Origin of the sequence: Achromobacter sp. LC458, from assembly GCF_001005835.2 — a bacterium.
GTDB classification, from domain to species: Bacteria; Pseudomonadota; Gammaproteobacteria; order Burkholderiales; family Burkholderiaceae_B; genus Achromobacter; species Achromobacter spanius_B.
Genome location: NZ_LBHW02000009.1, coordinates 137,681 through 150,060, shown reverse-complemented (window position 1 = coordinate 150,060; position 12,380 = coordinate 137,681). Strand labels below are relative to the sequence as shown.

At 66.8% G+C, this 12,380-nt stretch carries 11 protein-coding genes; 3 read left to right on the top strand and 8 right to left on the bottom strand.

From position 1 onward, the window contains the following. Positions 1–5: 5 nt before the first annotated feature. A complete protein-coding gene (locus tag YH64_RS10455; protein ID WP_143215323.1) occupies positions 6–260 on the top strand; it encodes a hypothetical protein in 255 nt (84 codons plus the stop codon). A gap of 74 nt (positions 261–334) precedes the next feature. Here YH64_RS10455 and YH64_RS10450 read toward each other — a convergent pair whose 3' ends face one another. The 8 genes from YH64_RS10450 to YH64_RS10415 all read right to left on the bottom strand — a co-directional run bounded on the left by YH64_RS10450 (position 335) and on the right by YH64_RS10415 (position 9,240). Beyond that, positions 335–514 carry a hypothetical protein gene (locus YH64_RS10450; RefSeq protein ID WP_046803852.1) on the bottom strand — a complete coding sequence of 60 codons (180 nt, stop codon included), beginning with the start codon at positions 512–514 and terminating at the stop codon, positions 335–337. A 250-nt stretch (positions 515–764) separates the two neighbouring features. Then, positions 765–2,180: an amidase gene (locus YH64_RS10445; RefSeq protein WP_143215322.1), complete on the bottom strand. Its 1,416-nt coding sequence runs from the start codon at positions 2,178–2,180 to the stop codon at positions 765–767. Continuing rightward, complete coding sequence (locus YH64_RS10440) at positions 2,165–3,178, bottom strand: ABC transporter ATP-binding protein (protein WP_046803851.1); 1,014 nt, start codon at positions 3,176–3,178, stop codon at positions 2,165–2,167. The genes YH64_RS10445 and YH64_RS10440 overlap by 16 nt, the downstream gene beginning before the upstream one ends. Further along, entirely contained in the window at positions 3,175–4,248 is a 1,074-nt protein-coding gene (locus YH64_RS10435) for an ABC transporter ATP-binding protein (protein WP_046803850.1), read from the bottom strand. Before YH64_RS10435 ends, YH64_RS10440 begins: the two co-directional genes overlap by 4 nt. 9 nt (positions 4,249–4,257) lie before the next feature. Beyond that, positions 4,258–5,169: an ABC transporter permease gene (locus tag YH64_RS10430; RefSeq protein WP_046803849.1), complete on the bottom strand. Its 912-nt coding sequence runs from the start codon at positions 5,167–5,169 to the stop codon at positions 4,258–4,260. Between the two features lie 19 nt (positions 5,170–5,188). Then, entirely contained in the window at positions 5,189–6,124 is a 936-nt protein-coding gene (locus tag YH64_RS10425; protein WP_046803848.1) for an ABC transporter permease, read from the bottom strand. Positions 6,125–6,159: 35 nt separating this feature from the next. Continuing rightward, complete coding sequence (locus YH64_RS10420; RefSeq protein WP_046803847.1) at positions 6,160–7,743, bottom strand: ABC transporter substrate-binding protein; 1,584 nt, start codon at positions 7,741–7,743, stop codon at positions 6,160–6,162. 57 nt (positions 7,744–7,800) lie between these two features. Continuing rightward, positions 7,801–9,240, bottom strand: coding sequence for a M81 family metallopeptidase (locus YH64_RS10415; protein ID WP_046803846.1), 1,440 nt, complete (start codon positions 9,238–9,240; stop codon positions 7,801–7,803). 406 nt (positions 9,241–9,646) lie between these two features. Between YH64_RS10415 and YH64_RS10410 the strand changes: the two genes are divergently transcribed. Together YH64_RS10410 and YH64_RS10405 are read left to right on the top strand one after the other, a co-directional pair. Next, positions 9,647–10,894 carry a D-amino acid dehydrogenase gene (locus YH64_RS10410; protein WP_046803845.1) on the top strand — a complete coding sequence of 416 codons (1,248 nt, stop codon included), beginning with the start codon at positions 9,647–9,649 and terminating at the stop codon, positions 10,892–10,894. Positions 10,895–10,923: 29 nt separating this feature from the next. Continuing rightward, on the top strand, positions 10,924–12,366 hold the full coding sequence (locus tag YH64_RS10405) for a M81 family metallopeptidase (RefSeq protein WP_046803844.1): 1,443 nt from the start codon (positions 10,924–10,926) through the stop codon (positions 12,364–12,366). Positions 12,367–12,380: the final 14 nt, after the last annotated feature.

Genomic DNA, 12,380 nt, shown 5'->3' with positions numbered 1-12,380 from the left:
GGCGCTTGCAGCAAGCCGTGTGCCGGGCGATGCGCGGCGCGGGCGACGTTGCAGGCGCGATGACGCTACTGCCGTCAACGCCGCATGCGGCGCTGACCCTGGCATCGGGGCAAGCGTTTGCCGCATTGCTATACGTGCTGTGCGCCGTCACCGTTGTCACGGCGGTGGCGCTTTACGGATTCATCGGCCGGGAAGATCGCAGCGGTGTCGCACCGATACCTGCGCGTGGCCAACGTTGCGCGGGCGCGGCGGGTGATTGAAGGGAAGGTGTGGACGATCAAGGTGCCAGAGGGCGATCACCACGGCATCGCAGTCGCCCCTGCATGGCACGCCCTCACGACGGCGCATCCACCTCATTCTTTTCCTTCTCCTTCTTCTCCTTTTTTTCTCCATCGTAGTGAGACTTGATGGCGAGAAACATGCCCGTGCCCAACACCAGCAGCTTGAACGTACCGAAGACTACAGGGACCCAAAAGTTCATCATTTCCTCAAAACGCTGCTTCAGCAGCCTCATGTACTACTCGTGCCAGGCAAGTCGATCGGCAAAGCGTGCGACATCCGCGACGCGGATCATGATACGTGCGCCGGACGACCCATGCACTTTCAGAATTATCCCGTGATCCTGATCTACCGATCTGCACCGCATGAAAACGCTGCCAACTGCACCGTTTTTCGCGGCCGGCCCCGCTTGGCGGGCGTCTCGCGCATGATCGCCACGAACGCGTCGATGGATGGGTTGGGGTTGTCGGGGTGCCGGGCGGCGGCTAGGCCACCGCTTGAACGAAATCCCGCGCCGCGCGCAGCAGCCGCGCTTCGCTGCCCGCCGCGCCCAGCAGCTCCAGGCCAACCGGAATGCCGCTCGGCGTGAAGCCGATGGGCAGGCTCAATGCAGGCAAGCCGGTAACCGAAGCCAGCAGGCCGTTGCCGCCGGTCTGTGCTTCGCCCAGTTGCACCGGCCCGCCCCGCACGCTGGGATAGGCCAGCATATCGAAGTCGCCGGACGCCATGGCTGCGAGGGCCTCGGCGCGAATTTCGTCGGCACGGGCCAACGTTGCCTGACGGGCGCTGCCGTCCGGATCCTGCATCGCATTGCGTTCGCGCAGGACCGTCATGACTTCCGGATGCGGGTAGGCGCCGTCCAGGATGTCGCCCAGGCTGCGCACCGGCACGTCGGCGTCACGCAGGCACTGCGCCAATGCGTCGCGAAATTCGTAGCCGGTGACGTTGGCGGCGGAAAGGCGCGTGTCGTCGATACCAAGCTGCGCCTGCCGCACCGACGCACCGGCCGCCTGCCAGCGCGCCAATGCCGCCTGCACGTGCGCGGAGACTTCCCGCTGCGCCGCACCGCTGCCGAACAAGGCATTGACGGTGCCGATGCGCCAGTCACTACGCTTCGGTTGCGACGCCGCATCGCCGTCGTCGCCACCCGCCATGACCGACCAAAGAATCTCCAGGTCGTCCACACAGCGCGCCATGGGGCCTACCGTGTCCAGCGTGGGCGACAGGGGCACCACGCCGGCCGTGCTGCATCGCCCTGCCGTGGGCCGCAACCCCAGCACCTGGTTGAACGCCGCTGGGATGCGGATGGAGCCGCTGGTGTCGCTGCCGATGGCGGCCGCCGCAAAGCTGGATGCCACGGCCACCGCGCTGCCGCCGCTGGACCCGCCCGGTACGCGCGTGGCGTGATACGCGTTGCGCGTGCGACCGGACATCGACGACACATTGGTGATGCCGCAGGCCAGTTCGTGCAAGGTCGTTTTGCCCAGCACGATTGCGCCTGCCTCGCGCAAGCGCCGCACCACGTCGGCGTCCTGCCGGGGCAGCCGCCGCGCCAAGGCGCGCGAGCCGGCGGTGGCCGGCATGCCGATGGCGTCGATGTTGTCTTTGAACAGCAGCGGCACGCCGTGCAGCGGACCGCGTACCACGCCCGCGCGGCGCTCGGCATCGCGCAAGGCCGCCTCACCGGCCGCCTGGGGATTCAAGCCGATCAGCGCGTTGAGCGCCGGCCCGGCCTGGTCGTACGCCGCAATGCGCGCCTGATACGCGCGCACCAGGTCGACGGCCGTCAAGCGCCCCGCCGCCATCGCCGCCTGCAACGCAGCGATGGCTTGCCCGAATACCGCGTCATCGTCAGGCAGCGGCCCGGCCAGCAATTGCGGCGTGTTCATCGAAAATGGCACGCTACCCACTGCTGGCCGGTGGCGGAAGCCACGGGCCGTTCCGTCAGCGCGGGCTGTGTCTCGCGGCAGATGGGCTGCGCCAGCGGGCAGCGCGTGTGAAAGCGGCAGCCGCTGGGCGGGTTCGCGGGGCTGGGCGGATCGCCTTGCAACAGCTTGCGCTGCGCGGGCTTGTGCGGATTGGGCACCGGCACGGCCGACAGCAGGATCTCGGTGTACGGATGCCGGGGCTGCGAGAACAAGGTGTCGCGGTCGGCCACTTCAACAATGCGGCCCAGGTACATCACCGCCACGCGATGGCTGATGTGACGCACCACCGCCAGGTCATGCGCCACGAACAGATAGGCGATGCCCATCTCTTGTTGCAGGTCCATCAGCAGATTGATGACCTGCGCCTGCACCGAGACGTCCAGCGCGGACACGGGCTCGTCGCAGACGATCAGCTTGGGCCGCAGCGCCAACGCGCGCGCAATGCCCAGGCGCTGGCGTTGCCCGCCCGAGAACTCGTGCGGAAATTTCTTCATGGCTTCGGGGCGCAGACCGACCTTGTCGAACAGCCACGCCAGCTCGTCCACGCGCGCGCGGCCGCCCGACATCGGGTAGTTGCGCAGCGGCTCGCCCACGATATCGCCCGCCGTCATGCGCGGGTTCAAGGACGCATAGGGGTCCTGGAAGATGATCTGCATATCGCGACGCCGGTTGCGCATCTGCTCCGGCGTCAGGGCCAGGATCTCTTCGCCTTCCAGTTTGACGGAGCCGGACGTGGGCTGGATCAACCGCAACACCGACTTGCCGGTGGTGGTCTTGCCGCAGCCCGACTCGCCCACCAGCGCCAGCGTTTCGCCACGGGCCACGCTGAACGACACGCCGTCTACCGCCTGCACGACTTTACGGCGCGGCGTGAACCAGCCGCCCGCGCCGGGATAGTGCATCTTCAGGTCGCGCACGTCTAGCAACGGCGCCGTCGATGCAACCACCGGCGGCTGAGGATGGGCGCTCATGCTTGAACTCCGGTCAGGGTGGCGCCGGGCGCCACGGAAGTCGCGGCCAGCAGGCCGGGTTGCGCCGCCACGCGCGCCACTTCATGGCACGCCACCACATGGTCGACGCCATGCGTGGATAGCTCGGGCGCTTCAACGTGACAACGCGGCGTGGCGTACGTGCAGCGCGGTGCAAAGCGACAGCCATTGCCCAGTTCGCTGGGCGCGGGCACCATGCCGGGAATTTCGGCCAGGCGTTGCGTGGAGGCGTTCATGGACGGCATCGACCCCATCAGCGCGCGGGTGTACGGATGCAAGGGGCGGTCGAACAGTTCGGTGACCGGCGCTTCCTCGACCTTGCGGCCGGCGTACATCACCGCCACGCGGTCGCAGCATTCAGCCACCACGCCCAGGTCGTGCGTGATCAACACGATGCCCATGCCCAGCGTCTTTTGCAGGTTGCGCAGCAGGTCGACAATCTGCGCCTGGATCGTCACATCCAGCGCGGTGGTGGGCTCGTCGGCAATCAGCACTTCGGGGTTGCAGGCCAGCGCCAGCGCGATCATCACGCGCTGACGCATGCCGCCGGATAGTTGATACGGATACTCGTGAACGCGGCGTTCGGGCTCGGCAATCTGCACCAGGCGCAACATCTCTTCGGCACGGCGGTACGCGTCGCGGCGGTTCAGCTTCTGATGCACCATGACCGTCTCGGCAATCTGCCGGCCCACGGTCAGCACCGGGTTCAGCGACGTCATCGGCTCTTGAAAAATCATCGAAATCCGGTTGCCGCGGATCTGGCGCATCTGCTTTTCCGTGAGGCTGAGCAGGTCGGTGCCGCGATAGCGGATCTGGCCGCCGGCAAAGCGCCCGGGTGGCGTCGGCACCAGGCGCAGGATGGACAGCGCCGTCACGCTCTTGCCGCAGCCGGATTCACCGACCACGCCCAGCGTGCGCCCGGCGCGCACCTGATACGACACGCCATCGACCGACCGGACGGTGCCCGAGACGGTGTCGAAGTAGGTGCGCAGGTTGTCGACTTCAAGCAGCACGTCGCCAGGGCCAACGGCGTTGGCGGGGGATAGGGCCATGGCGTCCTCCTAGCGTTGGTTGGTCAGGCGCGGGTCCAGCGCATCGCGCAGCCCGTCGCCCATCAGGTTGATGGCCAGCACGGTGATGGCCAGCAGAATGCCGGGGTAAAGAATGGTGTAGAAAGCCACGGCCACGTAGTTGCGCGCGTCGGCCATCATGTTGCCCCAGCTGGGCACCTGGGCCGGCACGCCGACGCCCAGGAACGACAGCACGGCTTCCGTCAGCACGGCGGTAGCGGCGATGAAGGTTGCCTGCACCACCAGCGGCGTCACCATGTTGGGCAGCACATGCCGGCGCAGGATGACGGGCAGGCGCGTGCCGATGGCATGCGCCGCCTCGACGTACAGTTGCTCGCGCAAGGTCAGGGCCAGCGAGCGCACCAGCCGCACCACGCGCGGCACCTGCGGAATCGCGATGGCGATGATGACCGTGGTCAGGCTGGCGCGGATGACGGCCATCAGCGCAATGGCCAGCAGGATGTCGGGAATGGCCATCATGCCGTCCATGATGCGCATGATGATGGCGTCGGCCCAGCGCACAAAGCCGGCCAGCAGCCCCAGCACCACGCCGATCACGCTGGCCACCAGCGCCACCACGATGGCCACGACCAGCGACACGCGCCCGCCCCAGACCACGCGGCTGAACACGTCGCGGCCCATCGCGTCGGTGCCGAAGTAATGCTGGGCCGAAGGCGGCTTCAGGCGCTGCAAGGGGTTGATGGTGATGGGGTTGTGCGTGGCGATCCACGGCGCGGCAATCGACAGGCCCGCCACGATCAGCAGCAGCACCAGGCCGATGATCAGCGTGGGATGCTTGCGCACCCAGCGCCAGCGCCGGCCGCTGGCCGTCAGGGCCTCGTGCAGCAGGATGGGCGCAGCGGGCGCGGTGGGCACGCTGGGGGAAATCAAATTTTCTGACATGGTTCTTTCCCGCGACGGCTCAATAACGGATACGCGGATCGAACAGCCGGTAGCTGAGGTCGATCAACAGATTGATCAGCACGTAGGCGCCCGCCGAAATCAGCAGCACGCTCTGGATGACCGGGTAGTCATGGTGCTGGACGGCGTCGATCACCAGCCGGCCGATGCCCGGAATGGCGAACACGGTCTCGGTGACGACCACTCCGCCGATCAGCAAGGCGATGCCCACGCCCACCGTGGTGGCGATGGGAATGGCGGCGTTGCGCAACGCATGTTCCAGCACCGGCAACACCGCCAGGCCCTTGGCGCGCGCCGTGCGGATGTAGTCTTCGTGCAGCACTTCGACAACGGTGGCCCGCGTCATCCGCGTGATCAGCGCGATGTACACCAGCGCCAGGTTGATACACGGCAAGGTCAGGTTGCGCAGCCATGGCCCCACGCCGCTGGACAGGCTGACGTAGCCCTGCACCGGCAGCCATTGCAGCTTGACCGCAAAGCCGTAGATCAGCAGATAGCCCACCAGGAACACCGGCAACGAAAACGCCAGCACCGAAAACAGCATGACGAGGCGATCGATCCAGGTGCCGGCGCGATATGCCGCCAACACGCCCAGCGGCACCGCCACCAGGATCGATACCAGCATGGTGATGGCGGCGATCGACAAGGTGGGCTCCACCCGCTGCGACAGCAACTGCGTCACGGGCACTTGCGTGAAGATCGACGTGCCCAGGTCGCCTTGCATCAGCTTGGCGGCCCACAGGCCGAACTGCCGCCACAAGGGCTCGTCCAGGCCCAGCGCCGTATGCAGCTTGGCGATGTCCTCGGCCGTGGCGAAGTCCCCGGCGATCAACGCCGCCGGGTCGCCGGGCGACAGGTGGATCAGCAGGAACACGATCACTGCCACCACCGCCATGACGGGCACGATGGCAAGTACGCGCCGAATGATGTAACCCATAGTTGTCTCGCGTATCGGTAACGGCGGGCGCTGGATTACTTGTCCAGCACCCAGAGGTTCGGCAGGCTCCAGATCTTGTCCGTGTTCTTCAGGCTGTTATGCGCGGCAAACGCCCGCGAATACTGGCCGATGGAAATGGCGGGAAAGACCTCGTAGGCGCGCTCCTGGAACAGATCGAGCACGCGCTTGCGCTCGTCCGAACTGGTGGCGGCAATCCACTGTTCGCGCAGTTCGTCCAGCTTCTTGTCGCACGGCCAGCCCGGCAGGCTGTTGCCGCACACGGCGCCCAGATACGTATTGCTGATGGGCGAGTCCACGTTGAACTCGGACGCGGCCGACAGGAAGATGTTCCAGCCGCCCTTGTCCAGCGTTTCCTTGCGCGCACGGCGTGCGGTCAGCGTGGCCCAGTCCATCGACTGGATGTCCAGATTGACGCCGATATCCTGCAAGGCCTGGATGGCAACCAGCGTTGCGGAATTCAGATAGGCCAGGTCGGTCGGCAACAGGATGACCAGTTTTTCGCCCTTGTAGCCGGCTTCGGCCAACAGCTTCTTGGCCAGCGCCGGGTCAGGCTTGGCGTAAGGCGCGGCGCCCGCCGTGCTGTCGTTGGGACCGCCGCAGATGAAGACCGTGGCGCAGTACTTCATGCGCAAGTCGTCCGGGTAGCCCATGGCAGCCGTGAACTTGTCCTGATCCACCAGATGCGCCACCGCCTGACGCGCCTTCGGGTTATCAAACGGCGGCATCGACTGGTTCAGGATGATGTAGCCCTGCGCGCGTTCCAGCACGCCGATCTTGACGTTCTTGTTGGCGCGCAGCGCGTCGATGTAGTCGGCGGGCGCTTGCTCGATCATGTCGACTTCGCCGTTGGTCAGCGCGGCGGTGGCGCTGTTGGAGTCCGGCAGCACACGCCATTCCACGCGCGGAATATGCGGCGTCTTGTCGCCCGCCAGGCCGTCGGCCGCCATCTTCGGACCCAGGTAGTGCGGGTTCTTTTCGAACACGATCTTGCTGCCCGGCACCCATTCATCGCGCTTGAACACGTAAGGGCCGGAGCCCACGACTTCGGTCAGCGGCTTGGTTGCCGGCTGCGACGCCAGCCGCTTGGGCAGGATGAAGGCGGGGTAGCTGGACACCTTGGCCAATCCGTCCAGCACCAGGTCAAAGGGCTGGTTCAGCGTCAGCTTGAAGCGGCTGGCGTCCAGCGCTTCCCACTTGCCGCCAGCGCGTGTGATGGCTTGACCGATGTTGTCGCGCGCGGACCAGCGTTGCAGCGATGCAATCACATCGTCCGTCGTCACGGGCTGGCCGTCGCTGAATTTCAGGCCGGGCAAGAGCGTGAACGTCCACGTCTTCTTGTCGTCGCTGGCCTCGTATTTTTCGACCATCTGCGGCTGCGGCTTGCTGTGTGTGTCCATCGCAAACAGCGTGTCGTACACCATGTAGCCGAAGTTGCGCGTGATGTAGGCGGTGGTGAAGGTCGGGTCCAGCACCTTCAGGTCGGCGTGCGGCACAATGCGCAGGGTCTTGGCCGGCTGCGCGCTTGCGGGCACGGCGCCCAGGGTGCAGGCCAGGCCCAGCGTGGCGGTCGAGATCAGGCAAAGCAGGCGGTTTTTCATCGCACTAGGTTCCCGTCAAATAAGTGGATTCGCCGGCGGCCATGCGCCGGCGGGATCTTAAAGCGGCCACTTCGGCAGCCGGATGTTGCGATACGTCAGCGTCTTCCAATCCGGCGTCGCCACGCCCTTGCCACCCACATAGATGATGTGGCGCGCGACCTTTGAAAACGAGGCGTGGAAATGCTGCGCGGACTTGACCACCACGATCTTGCAGGCCGATAGGTCACAGCCCAGCTGGGTGAACAGGTCCATGTTGATGGCCTGGTTACGCACGGAAGTCAGCGCGATCTGTACGCCCTGGGCCTGCACCAATACGCAGTCGCCCATCGGCGCCGGTGCGCCGGACAGGCCGGTCATCACCAGGTCCGCCTTCACGGCAAGCACGGTGCAACGCAGGTCGATCGGGTCGCCTGACAAGGGGCCGACCTTGCCGCCGATACGCAGGTCAAGTTCGGCGCCCACGCCCGCATCGAAGGCGATGCGCGCGGCCACCGGGTCCCACAGCGGGCCCAGCGCCACATTGCTTACGCCGCGCTCAAGCACGCGTTGCAGTACGAAGGTGGCGTCACCGGGCGCGCCGCTGCCGGGGTTGTCGGGGCGGTCGGCCAACACCACCGGGCCGCCGTCGAACGCCAAGGCTTCGTCCAGCGCTTCGTCCACGCTGCGGTACGGCACCATCAGTTGTTCGCGCATGCCGATCAGTTCATCGGCAAGCGCGCGTGCAAGCGTCCGCGCGGCGGCGGCGTCGCCATCGGCATAGACCAGCACCTTGGTGCCCATCTCGGGCACGTCGCCCGTGGCGAAGCCCTGCGCGGCCGATATCGACAGAATGCCGTCGCGCCCTTCCAGCGCCTTGATACGGCTGACAAAGCCGCGCGCCGGCTCGCGCGTGGTGTGCATCGGCACGATCATGTGGCAATCGATCAGCGCCGCCACGGGACGCGTGCGGCCCGCGTGCGCGTCCAGGCACAGGGCCAGCAGGTCTTCGGCGCGTTCGCGGATATCGGTGTGTGGGTATTCCTTGAACAGCACCAGTACCGTGGCCTGTTCCACCATCAGCGGCGTCAGGTGCGCGTGCGGGTCCAGCTCGGCGCCCACCGTTACGTCGGGGCCGACCAGTTCACGCACACGGCGCAGGATGTCGCCTTCGCAATCGTCATAGCCATCGGCCACCATCGCGCCGTGCAAGCCCAGCAGCACCATGTCCACCGGCATCGCGGCGCGCAGGTCGGCCAGGATCTGGTCGCGCAAGGTTTCGTAGGCGGCGCGCGTGGTGATGCCGCCGGGCTGCGCGGAAGCCACCAGGCCGTCCACCAGCGTCCAGCCTGCGTCGCGGCCTTGCAGGCGCGCCACGAAGAGCGGCGCACCGGCGAAGGTGACGGAATCGGGATGCGTGCCGGCCGGGTAGTAGTCGCGTTCCTGAAAGGCCGCAAGGCTGGTGGGCATGGGTGCGAAGGTGTTGGTCTCGGTGCCCAGACCGGCGCAGAAGACCTTCATGGCTGCGCTCCGGGACAGGCTGGCGCAAGCGCCACGGCTGCCGTGGCGTTCCGGTAAGACGTCATCATTTCCCCTTGTATAGGCCGGCTATGTCGTCAGCGCCTGCGTGTTCGGCATGGCGTTGCGTTCCGTAAGCGGATCATCGGCGGCACACCGGCGCGGCACAAATAGCTAACGTGGGCCTATGGATAACCCAAGGTTATGGTGTGGGGGCTTTTGCCCTGAAAACGCAGGGAAAACGCAGAAAAAGCGAGGTTGATGCGCACCACCGCTAGGGAAAACGATAGGGCGGCAACGCCGCGCCCGCACACATATCGCAAGGTTATGGATGGGACGCGATTTGGAATTTGCCCGGCCCCGGTGCGCGGATCAGAATCGTGCCCTACCTGAACCTACGAGGCGAGTCATGCGGGTATGCGTAATTGGGGCGGGCGTGGTCGGCGTTACGACGGCGCACCTGTTGGCGCGGGCGGGACACGCGGTGGTTGTGGTGGACGAACGGGCAGAGCCCGCGCTGGGCAGCAGCTTCGCCAACGGCGGGCAGCTCAGCTATAGCTATGTGGCGCCGTTGGCGGGACCGGGCGCGTTGGCCGACATGCCGGGCTGGCTGTTCCGACGCGATTCGCCGCTGCGCCTGCGCTACCGCTTCGACGTTTCGCAATGGTTGTGGCTGGCGGGCTTTTTGCGCGCGTGCCGCGCCTCGGTGTCGCGCGCGTCCACCGCCCAATTGCTGTCCCTGTCCTACCTCAGCCGCGACACGCTGCACGCGATGCTGGCGGAGGCGCCCATGGATTTCGGCCTGTCAAAAACCGGAAAGCTGATTGTGTACCGCGATGCCGGGCAACTGGACAAGGCCGCGTCGCTGGTGCGTTACCAGGCGGCTCACGGCACCGACCAGCGCGTGCTGTCGCGCGACGAAACGCTGGCGGCGGAACCGGCGCTGGCCGGCATGGGTGCGCGCATTGCCGGCGCCGTCTACACGCCCAGCGAAGAAACCGCCGACTGCCATCGCTTTACCGACACCCTGTTTCAGCGGCTGCGGCGCAACGCCAACGTCAGCGTCCACATGAACACGCGCGTGCAACGGCTGCGGCGCGAAGGCGGCCGCATCGTCGCGGCGCAGACGGATGCCGGCGACCTGCAAGCGGATGCGTTCGTGGTGGCCTCGGGCATCGGCAGCCGACCGCTGCTGGCGGCATTGGGCCAACGCGTGCCCTTGTATCCCTTGAAGGGCTATAGCCTGAGCGTGCCGATCACGGCGGACACCGCCGATGTTCCCGCCATCAGCGTGACCGATTACGAACGGCGCATCGTCTACGCGCGCCTGGGCAATGTGCTGCGCATTGCGGCCATGGTCGACATCGGCGCCAAGCATGGCGAGGTTGACGCGTCGCGGATGGCGACGTTGCGGCATCAGGTCAAGGAAGCTTTTCCGCGCCTGGACCTGTCGCGCGCGCAGGCCTGGGCGGGCGTGCGGCCGGCCACGCCGACCAGCAAGCCGCTGATCGGCAAAAGCCGCGCGGCCGGCAACCTGTGGCTGAACATCGGCCAGGGGGCTTTAGGGTTCACGCTTGCCTGTGGCAGCGCCGCCTTGCTGACCGCGCAAATGAACGGCGAACCCTTGCCGATCAACGCCGCGCCCTTTCAACCGTAGGCGCCGCGCGCGCCCCCAGGAGCCGTCCCATGCGTATCTTCACCGGCGCTCTCGCCACCGAGACCAACACGTTTTCCCCGTTGCCCACCGGCCTGGCCGCGTTCACGTCGCGCGAGTATCTGCGCGCGGGCACGCACCCCGATCACATGACGTTTTACGGCGGGCCGCTGTGGGTTGCGCGACAGCGCGCGGCGCAACAGGGCTGGACGGTGATTGAAGGCCTGGTGGCCTCGGCGCAACCGGGCGGCACCACCACGCGAGCCGCCTACGAGACATTGCGCGACGAACTGCTGGCTGACCTGCGCGCGGCCTTGCCGGTGGACATGGTGCTGCTGGGCCTGCACGGCGCGATGGTGGCCGACGGCTATGACGATTGCGAAGGCGACATCCTGCGCCGTGTGCGGGAGCTGGTCGGCCCCGACGTAACGGTGGGCGCCGAGCTGGACCCGCACGCGCACCTGACGCCGTTGATGGTGGAGCAGGCGACGGTGCTGGTGCTGTTCAAGGAATACCCACACATTGACGTCTACGAGCGCGCCTGTGAACTGGTGGACCTGTGCCACGCGGCCCACCAGCGGCGGCAGCGTCCCGTTGCCGCGCTGGTCGATTGCGACATGATCGTGCCGATGCACACCACGCGCGAACCGGCGCGCGGCTTTGTCAGCCGCATCAAGGCGCTGGAAGGGCGCGACGGCATTCTGTCGGTGTCGGTCGCGCAAGGCTTCGCCACGGGCGACGTGCCCGAGATGGGCACCAAGGTGCTGGTCTATGCCGATGGCGACGCCGCCGCCGCGCGGACGCTGGCGCGCACGCTTGCCGATGAACTGATCGGCATGCGCGAACAACTGATGGTGCCGTACCGCGGCGTGGACGAAGCGCTGGACGAAGCCTTGGCGTTTGGCGAGGGTCCCGTTGTGCTGGCCGACCGGTCCGACAACCCGGGCAGCGGCGCGGCCGGAGACTCCACCTATCTGCTGGCGCGCATGCGGGAACGCGGCATCCGCAACGCGGCGCTGGGACCGATGTGGGACCCGGTGGCCGCCCGCATCGCCTTCGATGCGGGCGTGGGCGCCGAACTTGACCTGCGCATCGGCGGCAAGGTCGGCCCGCTGTCGGGCGCGCCCGTGGACGCGCGTTGCCGCGTTGTGGCAACCCACGCCGATATGTTCATGACGGGCAATTCCGGCACGCGCATCGCGCTGGGCGACTGCGCGCTGGTCGATGCCGACGGCATCCTGATTGCATTGGTGTCACTGCGCACGCAGGCCTATCACACGGACCTGTTCACGCAGTTGGGATGCGACCTGACGGCGCAACGGCTGATCGTGGTGAAGTCGGCCCATCACTTCCATGCGCAGTACGCGCCCTTGGCGCGCGCCGTGGTGTACGTGGCCGCCCCCGGCTCGGCCAGCCCCGACTGGCGCAGCCTGCCGTACCGCAAGATACGGCTGCCCAAGTGGCCGATTGGGTAATCCGCTTGCCCCGC